The 14,935-nt window shown below is 46.9% G+C and carries 14 protein-coding genes and 1 rRNA gene; 8 read left to right on the top strand and 7 right to left on the bottom strand.

What is annotated here, in order from left to right; all coding sequences use genetic code 11:
• Positions 1 to 55 precede the first annotated feature (55 nt).
• The 6 genes from OC23_RS05485 (at position 56) to OC23_RS05460 (ending at position 5,007) form a co-directional block, all read left to right on the top strand.
• Positions 56 to 682: a TIGR00730 family Rossman fold protein gene (locus tag OC23_RS05485; RefSeq protein ID WP_038343402.1), complete on the top strand. Its 627-nt coding sequence runs from the start codon at positions 56 to 58 to the stop codon at positions 680 to 682.
• A 188-nt stretch (positions 683 to 870) separates the two neighbouring features.
• Positions 871 to 2,259 carry a multidrug transporter subunit MdtD gene (mdtD, locus tag OC23_RS05480; RefSeq protein WP_038343401.1) on the top strand — a complete coding sequence of 463 codons (1,389 nt, stop codon included), beginning with the start codon at positions 871 to 873 and terminating at the stop codon, positions 2,257 to 2,259.
• Between the two features lie 204 nt (positions 2,260 to 2,463).
• On the top strand, positions 2,464 to 3,225 hold the full coding sequence (locus tag OC23_RS05475) for a GH25 family lysozyme (RefSeq protein WP_038343400.1): 762 nt from the start codon (positions 2,464 to 2,466) through the stop codon (positions 3,223 to 3,225).
• Positions 3,215 to 4,285, top strand: coding sequence for a DNA polymerase IV (gene dinB / locus OC23_RS05470; RefSeq protein WP_038343398.1), 1,071 nt, complete (start codon positions 3,215 to 3,217; stop codon positions 4,283 to 4,285). The genes OC23_RS05475 and dinB overlap by 11 nt, the downstream gene beginning before the upstream one ends.
• Positions 4,276 to 4,581 (top strand): hypothetical protein, encoded by a 306-nt coding sequence (locus tag OC23_RS05465; RefSeq protein WP_038343397.1) that lies wholly within the window; start codon positions 4,276 to 4,278, stop codon positions 4,579 to 4,581. The genes dinB and OC23_RS05465 overlap by 10 nt, the downstream gene beginning before the upstream one ends.
• Positions 4,582 to 4,650: 69 nt before the next feature.
• On the top strand, positions 4,651 to 5,007 hold the full coding sequence (locus OC23_RS05460) for a RidA family protein (RefSeq protein WP_038343394.1): 357 nt from the start codon (positions 4,651 to 4,653) through the stop codon (positions 5,005 to 5,007).
• On the opposite strand, the gene OC23_RS05455 is transcribed toward OC23_RS05460, so the two are convergent.
• From OC23_RS05455 to OC23_RS05440, 4 genes are all read right to left on the bottom strand, one after another.
• A complete protein-coding gene (locus tag OC23_RS05455) occupies positions 5,004 to 5,540 on the bottom strand; it encodes a DUF2726 domain-containing protein (RefSeq protein ID WP_038343392.1) in 537 nt (178 codons plus the stop codon). The two genes, OC23_RS05460 and OC23_RS05455, sit on opposite strands and share 4 nt — an antisense overlap.
• A gap of 300 nt (positions 5,541 to 5,840) precedes the next feature.
• Complete coding sequence (locus OC23_RS05450; RefSeq protein WP_038343390.1) at positions 5,841 to 8,222, bottom strand: YgiQ family radical SAM protein; 2,382 nt, start codon at positions 8,220 to 8,222, stop codon at positions 5,841 to 5,843.
• A 157-nt stretch (positions 8,223 to 8,379) separates the two neighbouring features.
• Positions 8,380 to 9,588, bottom strand: coding sequence for an MFS transporter (locus OC23_RS05445; protein WP_038343389.1), 1,209 nt, complete (start codon positions 9,586 to 9,588; stop codon positions 8,380 to 8,382).
• A 78-nt stretch (positions 9,589 to 9,666) separates the two neighbouring features.
• Positions 9,667 to 10,920, bottom strand: a complete 1,254-nt coding sequence (locus OC23_RS05440) for an esterase-like activity of phytase family protein (protein WP_038343387.1) — start codon at positions 10,918 to 10,920, stop codon at positions 9,667 to 9,669.
• A 446-nt stretch (positions 10,921 to 11,366) separates the two neighbouring features.
• Here OC23_RS05440 and OC23_RS05435 point away from each other — a divergent pair, with 446 nt between their 5' ends.
• Positions 11,367 to 11,930, top strand: coding sequence for a lytic transglycosylase domain-containing protein (locus OC23_RS05435; protein WP_038343385.1), 564 nt, complete (start codon positions 11,367 to 11,369; stop codon positions 11,928 to 11,930).
• Between the two features lie 337 nt (positions 11,931 to 12,267).
• Entirely contained in the window at positions 12,268 to 12,753 is a 486-nt protein-coding gene (locus OC23_RS05430) for a transglycosylase SLT domain-containing protein (RefSeq protein ID WP_081407298.1), read from the top strand.
• Positions 12,754 to 12,819: 66 nt separating this feature from the next.
• Here the strand turns inward: OC23_RS05430 and cysK are convergent, their stop codons facing one another.
• From cysK to rrf, 3 genes are all read right to left on the bottom strand, one after another.
• Entirely contained in the window at positions 12,820 to 13,821 is a 1,002-nt protein-coding gene (cysK, locus tag OC23_RS05425) for a cysteine synthase A (protein ID WP_038343382.1), read from the bottom strand.
• A gap of 124 nt (positions 13,822 to 13,945) precedes the next feature.
• The gene (locus OC23_RS05420; protein WP_038343380.1) at positions 13,946 to 14,671 is read right to left on the bottom strand and encodes an AAA family ATPase; all 726 of its coding nucleotides are present in this window, start codon (positions 14,669 to 14,671) and stop codon (positions 13,946 to 13,948) included.
• Positions 14,672 to 14,832: 161 nt separating this feature from the next.
• Positions 14,833 to 14,935, bottom strand: a 5S ribosomal RNA gene (gene rrf / locus OC23_RS05415); the annotation flags it as partial.

Raw genomic sequence — 14,935 nt, 5'->3', positions numbered from 1 at the left:
AAACCTCAATTAGCCTAGACAAGCACAACGAAAATGATAAGGTGAAAATAAACGAATGAATAGTGTACTAATAATGACTGAAAACAAAACCATTAGCCCGACTCCCATCAAAACCACCCAATCCCTTATTGCACTGTATTGTGGCTCCCGTACCGGCAACCGGCCGATTTATCGGGACAAGGCCATCGAACTGGCCCAGCATATTGCCAGTCAGGGTTTTGGTATCGTCTATGGCGGAGCCAGCATCGGATTAATGGGTCAGGTCGCAGATACCGTACTGGAACATGGCGGTGAAGTGGTCGGCGTGATTCCCGAATTTATGCTGGATTATGAAATTGCCCATCATCGCCTGACCGAACTGCACATTGTACAGACCATGCATGAACGTAAAGCCCTGATGGCAGATCGTGCCAGCGCCTTTATTGCCTTGCCCGGCGGTTTGGGTACCTTTGAGGAAATTCTGGAAATTGCAACCTGGGGGCAGCTCAACCAGCACCAGAAACCGATGATTATCTATAACGTGAACCGTTTTTATGATGCACTGATTGCCCAGCTGGATCATGCCGTTGAAGAAGGGTTCTTGCCCCCCCAGCATCGTGCCAAGGTCATTATTTGCGATAATCTTGAGCAGATTTCCAACGTCATTCGCAACCTGAATGCCCCGACCCATATCGAAGTTTAATTGCCCAGATCAAAACGGCGGATCACCACGACCCGCTGTTTATAGGCATCGCTGTTCGGGATGACCCCGATATCTCGTCGCAAGGCCTACTTTTCCTCACCCCGGCATGATCCGGCCTTGACAATTTTTATCTTTATTTGGTGCGCAGTTGCATTAAACTAAAGCTGACTTTTTAATCGTCAAGGCTCATGACAACGACAACCCATCAAGCTGTCCAACCCGAATTTCGCTTACTGGTGCTGCTGGTCTCCATTGGCTTTTTTATGCAGGCACTGGACACCACTATTGTAAACACTGCAATTCCGGCCATGGCCGTACAACTCAATGAAAATCCCCTGCAAATGCATGGTGTCATTGTGGCCTATGTGTTGTCTGTCGCAGCCTGTATTCCCCTGAGTGGCTGGCTGGCAGACCGCTTCGGTATCCGTAACATTTACCTGAGCTCCATGGTCATTTTCAGTCTGGCCTCACTGGGTTGTGGCTTGTCCCAGAATCTGGAACAACTGCTGTTTTTCCGGGTTATTCAGGGCATCGGAGGTGCCTTACTGATGCCAGTAGGACGTCTGGCCCTGTTAAAAATCATTCCTCGCTCGCAGTTTCTTTCTGCCATGAGCCTGATGAGCCTTGCCGGACTGGTTGGCCCACTCATGGGGCCTACCCTGGGCGGCTGGCTGGTAGAAGTCACGACCTGGCACTGGATTTTCCTGATCAATATTCCGATGGGCATTCTCGGCATGATCATGACCCTCAAGGTTATGCCTAACCGGAAGGAACCCACTGTAAAGTCGTTTGATCTGGGAGGATTTATCCTGTTAATGGTGGCAATGGTCGGTCTGTCTTTGGGGATTGAAAATATTGCGGCACCACAATATTCACGTCTGGTCAGCTTAAGCCTGTTGGGAGGTGGCCTGATCGCGGCGGTGGCTTATGCCTACCACGCCCATAACCATCAGAATGCCCTGTTCCATGGACGGCTGTTTCGCTACAAGATTTTCTCGATCGGGATTCTGGGCAATTTTTTCGCCCGTCTAGGCAGTAATGCCATTCCGTTTATTTTACCGTTAATGTTACAGGTCGCATTTGGCTTGGAGCCGTTTATGACCGGTTTAATGATGATCCCAATGGTATTGGGTTCATTATTTTCCAAGCCCATTGTTCGCCCATTGATCCAGCGCGTGGGGTATCGCCGTTTCCTGTTAAGCAATACCTTCCTGGTCGGGTTGTGTATTGCCAGTTTTTCCCTGATGACCGCAGCGACCCCGCTGTGGCTGAAAATCCTGCATCTATTTATTTTCGGTACGCTTAACTCCCTCCAGTTTGTCGGCATGAATACCCTGACCCTGAAGGACTTGCCACAACAGGATGCCAGCAGCGGCAATAGTTTCCTGTCGATGATCATGATGTTATCCATGAGTATCGGGGTTGCACTGGCAGGGACACTGATCAATGTTTTTGGTCAATATTTTGCAACCGCATCACTTGCGACAGCATTCCATGCCACCCTGATTGCGATGGGATGTATCAATATCCTGACCGCACTGGTATTTTGGCAAATCCCTAAAGAAACAACAGAGTAGATCAATCAGCCACGGTATAGACAGCAGTGGCAGGCCAAGCCAAAAGAGGGTTCCCAAGCCTGCTGCTGAAACTGCGGGGGACTATCGGTTTGTACAACAATCTGCTCCTCAGGTGGTCAATACCCGGGCGAAACGGGTACAATTGCGCTATGAGCAAACCTGTAAATCTGGCGCTTCGCTAAACCCTGCATATACACGGACAATATGGCAAAGACATCTGCGGCATCCTCATTCACCCGACATTATCCGACCTGTGCCAGTATCGGTTTAGCCGTCATGCTGGGCGTGGTCAGTTACTTCGGGCTGTTCTATCAAAAACGCGCAGTTGCACAGGATTATTCCATTCGCGGCTTTGATGTTTCACATCATCAGGGGGAGATTAACTGGCAGAAAATCTCTCCCCTGCACTACCAGTTTGTGTATCTTAAAGCGACGGAAGGCGGTGATTTCCGTGATCCGGCTTTTCAGCAAAACTGGCTCAAGGCACGCGAACGGGGTCTACATGTCGGCGCCTATCATTTCTACCGTTTATGCCGTGATGGTAAAATACAGGCTGAAAATTTTATTGCCACCGTACCCAACAAGGCCGATGCCCTGCCGCCTGCAATTGACCTCGAATATGACAGCAACTGTATCAATACCTATACCAAAGAGCAGTTACTGAAGGAAATTCAGGTCATACATGATCAACTGCATCAGCATTATGGCAAGCAGCCGATCTTTTATATATCCAAAAGCTTTTATCATATTGTCTTGATGGGAAATTTCACTGAAACCCCGCTCTGGGTCAGAGATTATGAGGGCAAGCCGGAACTGAAAGATGGACGTCCGTGGATGTTCTGGCAACATAGCAGTCAGGGCAAGATTACCGGTATCCCCAAAGCGGTTGACCTCAATGTCTATACAGGATCGCCAAAACAGTGGCGGATTTTCCTGAAACAGCAAGACATTCAAGATGCCAAATGAACTACGGAAGATTATCCATATCGACATGGATGCCTTTTATGCATCCGTCGAGCTCAGGGAACGGCCGGAGCTGAAAGATCAACCGGTGGTGGTCTCTTCCCATCACCCCCGTGCCGTAATCGCCGCGGCCTCCTATCCCGCCCGTGTTTATGGTCTCCGTTCTGCCATGTCGATGGGACAAGCCAAAAAGCTCTGTCCACACGTGGTCGTGATCGAACCCAACTTTGAAAAATACCGTGCCGTATCAGCCCAGATTCATCAGATTTTTCAGCAGTATACTGCCCTGATCGAACCTTTATCCCTAGATGAAGCCTATCTGGATGTGACAGAAAACTTAAAGAATATTCCGAGTGCAACCGAAGTGGCGGCGCACATCCGTGCCGATATTCTGGCAGCCACCGGCCTTACGGCGTCTGCGGGTGTTGCCCCCAATAAGTTTCTGGCCAAAATCGCGTCGGACTGGAACAAGCCCGATGGGTTATTTGTCATCAAGCCCCATCAGGTGCTGCAGTTTATTCAGGATTTAGCCTTAAGCAAGATTCCCGGTGTCGGCAAGGTGACTCAGCAACGGCTGCATCAGCTCAACCTGCATAGTCTGGGTGATCTGCAAAAAATTGACGAAAACATCCTGATCCATCATTTTGGTAAATATGGCAAACAGCTGTACTTATATGCGCAAGGTATCGATCACCGCCCGGTCAAGGCCGAACGGGAACGCCAGCAGATTTCCAAAGAGATTACCTTTGATGATGACTATACCCTTTCCCAATGCAGCCAGACATGGCAGCCTCTGACCGAACAGGTATGGCGGAGCCTGAATAAGAAACAGCTGAGTGCACGCGGGGTGACCGTCAAGCTCAAGCTTAAAAATTTTCAGGTACTGCAACACAGCAAAAGCTTTAAACAGCCTCTGCAATCGCAACACGACCTGATGCAGGTGGTGCTGCAGCTACTGGATGAGATGTATATCGCCCCAGAGCTGGAATTCCGTCTGGCTGGGGTCGGTGTCTATCAGTTGCAGCCCATACAGGCAGAATCACAGCTGTCTTTATGGCGCTGACAGGTCTTTACACAAAAATACCTGCCCTGCTGAAAATTATGTTTGCTTTTTATCCAGTTTTCAGTACTCTAGGCAACGCAGTAACATTATCCTTGTTATTTGCCTTGCTAAAGAAAACCTTGCTTTTAGCAACTGCTCCTGTGATTGGTGTGACGATCAAATCCCAAGATTACAGGGCACTTCCGATGTTCTTTAGTGTTTTTTCCTGCCCCGATGTCACGCCCTCGCCACCGACCATGTACCCTGCTCGGGCAACAATCGCCTGCTCACAGCAACTTTTTTCGCCTGATTCATAGAAAATTACATTGCAGCTGAACGGCATCAAGTACAATGACTGCTCTACATTTTTTGATTAGGAAATCACTATGTCGGTGCAACGACTTCATGTCACATCACGTTTTTGCGAAGTCGCAATTTCAGGGAATCTTGTTCATCTGGCAGGCCAGCTGGCTGATGATACCAGCGTTGATGTCGCAGCACAGACCCAGCAGACCCTAGACAATATTGACCGTTTACTGGCAGAAGCCGGCACAGATAAAACCCATATTCTATCTGTACTGATCTTTTTAAAAGACATTGAAAAAGATTATGCGGCCATGAATGCAGTATGGGATGCATGGATTGCAGAAGGCCATCCCCCGGCACGGACCTGTGTAGAATCTAAACTCTATGCACCTGACGTGTTGGTAGAAATGACCGTTACTGCGGTACGCCCAGATTAATACGACTTTACAGCAAACTCGTTATATTTCATCATCCGGTCGATTCTAGGGATTGAGGCCGAGGTGACCGTGGTTGGAATGGCCATCGATTCAAATAGATCCGGCACCAGATCTTCCCTCAATTCCTGCTCGGTCGGAATGCTGCTGTAGCGCAGTACCCGATATCCGGCCAGCTCAAGCAGGCTGTCCTGATAATGTTTTTGATGCAGACGGTTAACATAAGATTCGTCTGCAATCTCGATCACGGCAAGTACTTGATATTGCTGGTCTAACACCACAAAATCGGCAACCAGACCTTGATATTTGCGACGTGTATGAGCAAATTTGGTGGTGAGCAAGGCATCAAAGGAAACATGTGCCAATACGGTATGGCGTGGCAATACCGCCTGTAAACGCATCAGCGTAATCTGTTCTGCGATATTGAGAATACCACGACGCTTTAATGGACTGTCCTGACGCCTGTTCTGTTGTAAGCGGCGCAGCGCAAGTGCTGAGATCAACAGCAACCCAACTATTGTTATAAAATAATACATTTCTAACCAATCCCTTTAGATTTTTTATAATCATGTTGGCTTTAAGCCAATTTTTTTAATCAAAAACAGTGATAGCAAGTCATTTTGCAGTGCAAACTTAAGTTTTTTAATCGTGTTTTCCTAGACGACCAAAGTCGTAACCACCCTCTGCTCTTTATTTATAATCATTCATTTGCCAAGATTCAAGTCGTTATTGTCAGTTTATGTTTCCTGATCCGGCGTTTTAGCCCGAATTTGCGACCGTCTGTCATTTAAATCAAAAAAGGCATGTCAGATCAACATGCCTTGCCTGATATGGTTTTAACGATGCGCCTTGTTTTTTGGCTTGGCCTTGCCTGAAAACGGACGTTTCTCGCCGGTTTCACGCGGTGGCAAACCATTGTGCTGGGTTAATACCTGACCTTTTTGCGGACGTTTCGGAGCAGAAGATGTACGTGCCTGCCCATGACCACGTTTTGCAGAATCACCCGCCACAGACGAGTTCTTCTTACGTGCCGACTTATATTCACCTTCAGCAGTCCCTTGTGGCTGGTAGGTTGGGATCAGATGCTGTTTGGAGTTTCCGATCAGGTCTGAGCGCCCCATTTCCTTCAAGGCTTCACGCAATAACGGCCAGTTATTTGGATCATGGTAACGCAAGAAGGCCTTATGCAGGCGACGGCGCTTTTCTCCTTTGACAATGTCTACATTTTCGGTATAGCGTGCCACTTTAGACAGCGGGTTCTTGCCTGAATAATACATCGTGGTCGCAGTTGCCATAGGCGATGGATAGAAGGTCTGCACCTGATCGGCACGGAAACCGTTCTTCTTCAACCAGATTGCCAGATTCATCATGTCATAATCGGTCGTGCCTGGATGTGCAGCAATGAAGTAAGGAATAAGATACTGTTCCTTGCCGGCTTCCTTACTGAAACGCTCAAACATCTGTTTAAAGCGGTCATAAGTCCCGATTCCCGGTTTCATCATCTTGGATAATGGCCCCTGTTCGGTATGCTCAGGCGCAATTTTCAGATAACCACCGACGTGATGCTGTACCAGTTCCTTGACATACTCAGGATTCAGTACAGCCAGGTCATAGCGTAGGCCCGAACCAATCAGGATTTTCTTGATACCCTTGATCTCGCGTGCCTTGCGATAGAGCTGGACCAGCGGTGCATGATCGGTATGCAGGTTTTGACATACCCCCGGATATACACATGATGGTTTACGGCAGTTCTTTTCAATCTCGGGGTCATTACAGTGCAAACGGTACATGTTTGCCGTTGGCCCGCCCAAATCGGAAATAATGCCGGTAAAGTTCGGTGCGGTATCACGGATTTTTTCAATCTCGCGCAAGATCGAGTCTTCAGAACGGTTCTGGATAATACGGCCTTCATGCTCGGTAATCGAGCAGAAAGTACAGCCACCAAAACAGCCACGCATGATATTGACCGAAAACTTGATCATGTCAAAGGCAGGGAAACGCGCATTGCCATAGGCCGGATGCGGCAAGCGTGCATAAGGCAAGTCAAAGACATAGTCCATTTCCTCGGTATTAAGAGGAATAGGGGGTGGATTGATCCAGACATCACGTTCACCATGACGCTGTACCAGAGCACGTGCATTGCCCGGGTTGGTTTCCAGATGCAAAATACGGTTGGCGTGGGCATAGAGGACCTGATCATTGGCCACTTCTTCAAAAGAAGGCAACCGGATCACGGCCAGCTCGCGTGGCGGTAGTTTATGCTTAATCGCCTTTGATGGTGCAGGTTTTAACTGCACGATCTGGGTATCCGGATCAAGTTTGTCACCTTCCCGTACAATCGGGTTGGCTACGATTTCTTTCTGGAAATTCTGATATTGTGCCAGCGAGTTACCTTTTTCTTTTTCAACTTCACAGCCATCAATATCTTCAGTCATGACGTAAGGATTGATGATCGGATCAACACGTCCGATGGTATCGACATCGTTACTGGCAATTTCAACAAATTTGGCTTTAGCTGCCTTGTTATGTTTATTAATAATAAATGCCGTACCACGAACATCAGTAATTTCATGGATTTTCTCGCCCTTGGCCAGACGGTGCATCACATCGATAATGGCACGCTCGCCATTTCCGTACATCAGCAAATCTGCTTTAGAGTCCATCAAAATCGAACGGCGGACTTTATCTGACCAGTAATCATAATGTGCAATACGGCGCAAGCTGCCTTCAATCCCGCCCAGCAGCACAGGCACATCAGGAAAAGCCTCGCGACAACGCTGGCAATATACGGTAGCTGCACGGTCAGGACGCTTGTTCGGCTCATTATTTGGAGAATAGGCATCATCAGAACGGATTTTGCGATCTGCCGTATAACGGTTAATCATCGAATCCATATTTCCGGCGGTGACGCCCCAGGCGATAGCCGGTTTCCCCAGTACACGGAAACTTTCAACATTGGTCCAGTCTGGCTGGGCAATAATCCCGACCCGGAAACCTTGTGCTTCAAGCACACGCCCGATCACACCGGAAACGAAGGAAGGATGGTCAATATAGGCATCCCCACACACCAAGATAAAGTCACAAGCGTCCCAGCCAAGCAGATCCATTTCTTCTCGTGACATCGGCAAAAAGGGTGCAGGTTCAAAACACGACGCCCAATATTTGTCGTAATCAAACAGCGCTTTAGGCGCGGTCTGCATGGTGTAGGCAGTAGACATGGCTTGCGAATCTCGGCTAGCAGATGGAGGAGAGACATCTAAAGATGAAAGCCGATCATTTTAACATGAATTTCATTCATTTTCCCTGTTTATAAAACATTCAAGAACAAGGGGATAAAAAATTATTTGTATAAAGTTTAAACAAAGCCGCTCTGACTTAATTTATTTGCGGGACTTTACGCAATTGCAATGCTAAAAGCAGACCCAGCATTAACACCACCGCGACCATGCAAGTAATTCCCGTCCAGCCAAAGTTTTCCCAGACCAGACCACTACTACTGCCCAGCAAGCTTGACCCGATGTAATAGCAGAATAAATACAGGGATGAAGCCACCGCACGGTATTGCACGGCCTGTACCGAAACCCAGCTACTGGCAGTTGAATGGGCCGCAAAAAAACAAAAGGTAAAAATAATCAGCCCGAGCAGAATCGTCCATAAAGATGGAATCAACGTTATCAATAACCCCAGCATCATACTCAGTAACAGCACGGGCAACAGCTTGTCACGTCCATATTTAAAGCCCCATTGGGCCGCTTTGGGTGAACTGTAAATCCCTGCCAGATAGGCAATCGAGATCAGGCCGATCCAGGTTTGTGACAAATGAAAGGGCGCTTCCAGCAAGTGATAACTGATATAGTTAAACACGGTGACCAGACAGCCCATCAAGATAAAACCTTGGGCAAACAGGAGCCGTAATTTCGGGTCTTTTAGGTTTTGCTCAAACGCCGCCTTAAAACGGGAAAAACGAAATGGATACGGTTTGAAATGCTGTGATTTTGGCAGTAAAAAATAAAATAGACAGGCAATCACCAGATTAATCAAACCAATGACATAGGTGGCTGCCTGCCATGAAACAAAATCAACCAGCACGCCTGCAATCAGGCGCCCGCCCATGCCGCCAATCGCTGTACCTGAAATATAGAGCCCCATCGCAAAACCAATATCTTTTTGCGCAATTTCTTCGCCGATATAGGTCATGGCAACCGCAGCCACGCCGCTCACCGCCAAACCGATAAAAACGCGGGTGGTCAGGAAGATTTCCCAAACCGGAAAAGAAGCACTCAGCAACAATAAAATCGAGACCAGAAATAAGGCAAACACCATAATCGGCTTACGGCCAAAACGATCAGAAATAAAACCGGTGAATAGCAAACCGATCGCAAGTGCAATGGTTGAAAAAGACAGCGGAAAACTGCTGTGGGTCGGCGTCACCTGAAAGAAGCGTGCGAAAATCGGCATCATCGGCTGGATACAATACAACGATGAAAATGATGCAAAACCGGCAAAGAACAATGACCATAAAATCGCAGTAAACGATTTTGACCCATACTCGATATGGGTTGGGCGCAACACTGATTCAGACATGAGGACTCCTTATGCCCAATCAGTATACGCCTTCAGCCGAAATGCGGAATGATCATTCCGGCGATTTTGACCAGATGTTTAAAATAATGCTTTAGGCAGGCGAATCTGAATGATTTCGTTATCATCGGCCAGTTTGGCATTGCGTCCGGATGAGCCCGGGAAGTTATTGTCATTCAATACCGTTAAGGTGGTGCCATTTTCAATGATGACATCTTCAATGGTTTCAAACGGGAAAGCGAAAAACTTACCTGTTCCGATATCCCCTGCCCGCACGGTGCCATATAAGGCATCCGGATTGGCAATCTTCATCAAGTCGACCAGATCTTCACGCGCGACTAGCTGTTTAGGCTCATTGAACTTGATCCGGATCAGTTTTTTATATCCGCCTAGATTATTCTGGCTCACATCCCGCTCGATAATGATGCCTTCCTTATCATTAAACAATTGGAAATCGCCAATATTGGTGGCTTTGCTGTTCAGCTCAAACCAGTAATACACGCCGGTATAGGCTTTTTTCTGCAGATCAAACTGGGAAATCAGTAATCGGCCCGTTGCATCATTCAGTAAAGGTTTTTCCAGCAAAGGATATAAATACCTGCCATCTGGTGAAATTGCCATGCCTTCAAAACCACTACTGCGCCCCACCAATGGCTCAACATAATTGATATTGGCTTTATTGAGCTGGTTTTGTGGCGAACGTAATTCTTGTGCCGGATTGAATGGATTCGGTAATCCAATCGGCGCATCAAGTAACACTCCGTCTGCCGAGAAGTGCAGCAGATAAGGACCAAACTCGTCGCCAATCCAGTAGCTTCCATCTGCAGCACGTTGCATCGATTCAGGATCAAAATCCGCCCCGGTCAATAAACGCTCTGCGGTATTGCCATTCACGATCTCAAAAGGAATCAGTTTATTGGGATCACGTAGCTGGATAAAACTGTGTACCGCCACTTGTCCTGTGCCTTTAGCCTTGGTTTTAAAATCGGCTTTGATTTTATAAATACGTAACAGGAAATCGGCAGAATTGTCCTGTGTACCAAAACCGTTATCGGCCATCGCCATATAACTGCCATCCGCATTTTTCAAAGCGGCAGAAAAGCCTTGTACCGGTTGCCCTTTAAAGGGTGGATAAATCCCATTGGCACCGCTCACGGCCTGACCCGAGTCTGGGCCGGCCGCATAAGTCGCCACCGGAAGTTTGGCAAAAGAGACTAACGTAGGCTCGGTAACTTTCTCTGTGGGTGTGGTCTGATCTTGTTTATTCTCATCGTTACAGGCACTGAGTCCTAAAGCGGTACCGCACAATACGGCCAATAAAGTTTTCTTGTTCATGGTTTTATACGCTTGGTCAAAAATTACGCCAATTTAAGCAAGCTTTGATGACGCTTTCAGGTCAGTAAAATGAAATGTTTATGGCGAAAACATGACAAGGCACTGGCACGATCACTGAGTTAAATGTTGTAGGTTAAAACGTACACAGCTTGTGGTGATTGGCGAATATACAGCAACGACCGTATTGGCTAAGATTTAAACCATACAGAGACAGGATGTCTCATTCAGAATAACAAGAACACAGGATGTGGTCGTTGACAGGAGTTGACGGCAAGAAACCAAATATGAGAAAGCCTCGACAGGATGTCGGGGCTTTTTTATAGCCCAGCTTTCTCCAGCCCGATATATAAAAGTAAACGATTTACCCAACCATTGTGCATTGACTGTTATGCACTGGCTACCTACTATCCGCATGTTTTTATAGATGATGGCCATCCTGTTTCAAGATGATAATTTACAACAATTTCCGCTTTGCGCATTTGCAACGCTCTGTCGCCAAATGGAGTGTCATTGTTTTAACTGCGTGTTTAACCGCAGCCTGTAGCAGTACCCAAAGTCCTTCTATCAGCCGTTCCCAGCAGTTCGCAACCGGGATTCAGAATGCCTATTCCATCCCTTCCACAACGGCAAATCGGGTTGCCCCGATTATTTTAAAGACCGCAGAACGCCATAATATCTCCCCTCATTTACTGGCTGCGCTGATTCGGCAGGAATCCAGCTATCGAACATTTGCCCGCTCTTCAGCAGATGCTGTAGGCTTGACCCAGGTCCGTCCAAAGTTCTGGCAACAGTTTTGCCCGGGCGACCTGTATGATGAACATGTCAACATTAATTGTGGCGCCTATATTCTCGCCAATTATTATCAATCTACCGGAGACTGGGCCAAAGCCTTGGGATATTACAATGTCGGGCCGACAGGCTATCGAAGAAGTCCTTATATGCGTCAGCAAGCTGAGCGCTATGCCAGCTCGGTCAAACGGCATGAACAGAGCTTGAAAGAAGCCTTATAAAATCTGGAGGTGGATGCATCCCCAGACTTTAGGGTGACTGCCATGCTTGAGCAATGACATCATCCCAGAAAGCCAAGAAATCTTATTGCGAAATAACACAGGCCATGACCATTGGCCGGAACTGGCCCTACAACAGCCATAACAGCAAGTCCTGATCTCTGATCAGGGCTGTAAAATAACTGCTATTGACTCCCCTAAACCGGGTGCATACCATCCTTATAATTTTGTTTGGTATCGGGTTCTGGTTTTGCGCATCACATCAATGTCATCTGATCAATATACAGTTTTTAAAACGTCCCGCTCAGCTTTTTTAAAGATCAGCCTTGTTGTGCTTGCCATGAGTCTATCTGCATGTAGCGGTTTAAGTGGATCATTTGCCAATCGCTCAAATCAGCTTGCAGCAGGCTTACAAAATGCCTATTCCGTTTCTCCTGCTACAGCCAGCCGCTTATCACCGATGATTATCCAGAGTGCCGAGCGTTACGATGTATCACCAACGCTACTGGCTGCCCTGATTCGTCAGGAATCTAATTACAATAGCGCTGCCCGCTCACCTACAGGTGCGATCGGACTTACCCAGATTATCTCCAGCCATTGGCGCCAGGCCTGCCCGGGCAATCTCTATGATGAGAATGTCAATATCAACTGTGGCGCCCATGTCCTCTCAACCTACTATCAATCGGCTGGTAGCTGGTCTAAGGCTGTAGCCTATTATAATGTGGGCCCAACCGGTTATCAGCGTAGTTTCTGGACACGGCATAAGGGCAAAAAGTACGCCCGCTCGGTTAAACGCCATGAAAAAACCTTGAAAAAAGCGCTTTAAAAACAATTGAAAATAAAAAAAACCATGCCCGAACAGCATGGTTTTTTTATGGCCTGAACAATAAATTTAGGCTTCGTCAAATAGTCCTTCAAATAAGACCGAAGATAAGTAACGCTCACCACTATCCGGTAAGATCACTACAATGGTTTTACCTGCATTTTCAGGACGTTCAGCAATCTGGGCCGCTGCAGCCAATGCTGCACCACTGGAAATCCCGACCAAGATACCTTCTTGGGTTGCACACTTTCTGGCCCACTCAATTGCATCAGCACTATTGACAGGTACCACTTCATCAACCAGATCTAGATCTAAGTTCTTCGGAATAAAGTTGGCGCCAATTCCCTGAATTTTATGCGGTGCCGGAGTAATGCTTTCGCCATTTTTAGTTTGGGTAATGATTGGAGATTCAGCCGGTTCAACTGCAACTGAATAAATTGGCTTCTTCTGAACCTGCTCAAAATAACGAGAAATTCCGGTAATGGTTCCGCCTGTGCCGACACTAGCCACGAGAATATCAACTTGTCCATGAGTTGCCTGCCAGATTTCCGGGCCTGTAGTATCGACATGAATTTGAGGATTGGCCGGGTTTTCAAACTGTTGCGGCAAGAAATACTGTTCAGGATTTTCAGTGGCCAAACGAACAGCCTCATCTACGGCACCTTTCATGCCTTTAGCCGGATCAGTTAAAACCAGATTGGCACCTAAAGCTTTTAAAACCTTTCGGCGCTCCAGACTCATACTGGCAGGCATGGTCAAGGTGATCGGATACCCTTTTGCTGCAGCAACAAAGGCTAAGGCAATCCCGGTATTACCACTGGTCGGTTCAACAATATGCATGCCAGCCTTCAGCACACCACGTTTTTCCGCATCGGCAATCAAAGCTGCACCAATACGGCACTTCACTGAAAATGCAGGATTGCGGCTTTCGACTTTGGCTAAAACCGTTGCACCGGTTTTAATCAGGCGGTTGATGCGTACCAAAGGAGTATTACCAATCGCTTCGGCATTATTGGAATAAACCGCGATACCAAGGTTGGCAGGTGCTGGAAATTGCTGATCAGTTGACATGTTATTTCCTTATTCGATTTGGAATGATGCTCAATCATTATAGGCTTGTGAATTGAGGAGAACAGCAGAAAAGTTAAAAATTATAAAAACTTATATTTTTCAAAAATATAAATAACATAAAATTTCACTCCTGCTCCAGAATTTGCGCTACTCTTTTTTGGTAATTGTTAAGAAAATCTCTGGTGACCCGAAAATGTTCGGTTTCCTCGTAGCAGATCTCCCGGATGCCCGTTTCCGAAAAATGATAAATTTTTGCACTGGGATAAGCCAACAGAATTGGGGAATGTGTTGCAATAATAAACTGGGACTGGGCCTGACATAAACGGGATAATACCGATAACGTTGTCATCAACATGGTAGGAGATAACGCAGCTTCCGGCTCATCTAATAGATATAAACCATTGCCTTTCAACTTCATTGTCAAGAGTTTTAAAAAGGCCTCGCCATGAGAGCGGCCATGGATATCCCCTCCATAGCCAGCCAGATAATCGACTTCTTTCATATAAGTTGCCACGTTATAAAAGCTTTCGGCACGTAAGAAGTAGTAATCCTGAGGCTTTTTATAGCTTTTTATTGTACGTAGCGACTGATATAAACGGGAACTGGTCGTTGCCGTATTGAGCTGGACATTACGTGTTCCACCTTCTTCCGAAAAACCCAACGCCAGTGCGAGCGCTTCAAGAATGGTGGACTTGCCTGCCCCATTTTCGCCAACAAAAAATGTAACCTCGGGGTGAAATTCTATTTTTTCCAAATCATTGACTGCTGGAATAACATAAGGATAACTGGCCCAGTCTAAACTCTCTGGAGCTTTCAGCTTTACCGCTCTGATATAAGGTCTTTCTTGCATAATGCTATTAAAAAACTATTTTCTATAGCATGCTGGATTTTGGGTCGTAATAACAGACTCATTCGGCTCTTAACGTCTTGGTATGACGCTTTTCTTGGTACTAAAACCAGAGCATAAAAAAACACCCCCAACCGTTAGGTCAGGGGTGTTTCGTATTTAAAAGCTGGCGATGACTTACTCTCACATGGCAAGTGCCACACTACCATCAGCGCTAAGAGGTTTCACTTCTGAGTTCGGGAAGGGATCAGGTGGTTCACTCTTGCT

Source organism: Acinetobacter sp. A47, assembly GCF_000805455.1.
Lineage (GTDB): Bacteria > Pseudomonadota > Gammaproteobacteria > Pseudomonadales > Moraxellaceae > Acinetobacter.
The sequence above is the reverse complement of the archived record's forward strand: the minus strand, read 5'-3'. Positions and strand labels throughout refer to the sequence as shown.

Excerpts from the sequence above, each read along its gene's own strand:
- OC23_RS05485 (WP_038343402.1), top strand. The coding sequence starts at position 56 with ATGAATAGTGTACTAATAATGACTGAAAACAAAACCATTAGCCCGACT.
- OC23_RS05465 (WP_038343397.1), top strand. The coding sequence starts at position 4,276 with ATGGCGCTGACAGGTCTTTACACAAAAATACCTGCCCTGCTGAAAATT.
- OC23_RS05450 (WP_038343390.1), bottom strand. The coding sequence starts at position 8,222 with ATGTCTACTGCCTACACCATGCAGACCGCGCCTAAAGCGCTGTTTGAT.
- OC23_RS05460 (WP_038343394.1), top strand. The coding sequence starts at position 4,651 with ATGTCGGTGCAACGACTTCATGTCACATCACGTTTTTGCGAAGTCGCA.
- OC23_RS05475 (WP_038343400.1), top strand. The coding sequence starts at position 2,464 with ATGGCAAAGACATCTGCGGCATCCTCATTCACCCGACATTATCCGACC.
- OC23_RS05445 (WP_038343389.1), bottom strand. The coding sequence starts at position 9,588 with ATGTCTGAATCAGTGTTGCGCCCAACCCATATCGAGTATGGGTCAAAA.
- OC23_RS05455 (WP_038343392.1), bottom strand. The coding sequence starts at position 5,540 with ATGTATTATTTTATAACAATAGTTGGGTTGCTGTTGATCTCAGCACTT.
- OC23_RS05430 (WP_081407298.1), top strand. The coding sequence starts at position 12,268 with ATGAGTCTATCTGCATGTAGCGGTTTAAGTGGATCATTTGCCAATCGC.
- OC23_RS05440 (WP_038343387.1), bottom strand. The coding sequence starts at position 10,920 with ATGAACAAGAAAACTTTATTGGCCGTATTGTGCGGTACCGCTTTAGGA.
- OC23_RS05420 (WP_038343380.1), bottom strand. The coding sequence starts at position 14,671 with ATGCAAGAAAGACCTTATATCAGAGCGGTAAAGCTGAAAGCTCCAGAG.
- OC23_RS05435 (WP_038343385.1), top strand. The coding sequence starts at position 11,367 with ATGATAATTTACAACAATTTCCGCTTTGCGCATTTGCAACGCTCTGTC.
- cysK (WP_038343382.1), bottom strand. The coding sequence starts at position 13,821 with ATGTCAACTGATCAGCAATTTCCAGCACCTGCCAACCTTGGTATCGCG.
- mdtD (WP_038343401.1), top strand. The coding sequence starts at position 871 with ATGACAACGACAACCCATCAAGCTGTCCAACCCGAATTTCGCTTACTG.
- dinB (WP_038343398.1), top strand. The coding sequence starts at position 3,215 with ATGCCAAATGAACTACGGAAGATTATCCATATCGACATGGATGCCTTT.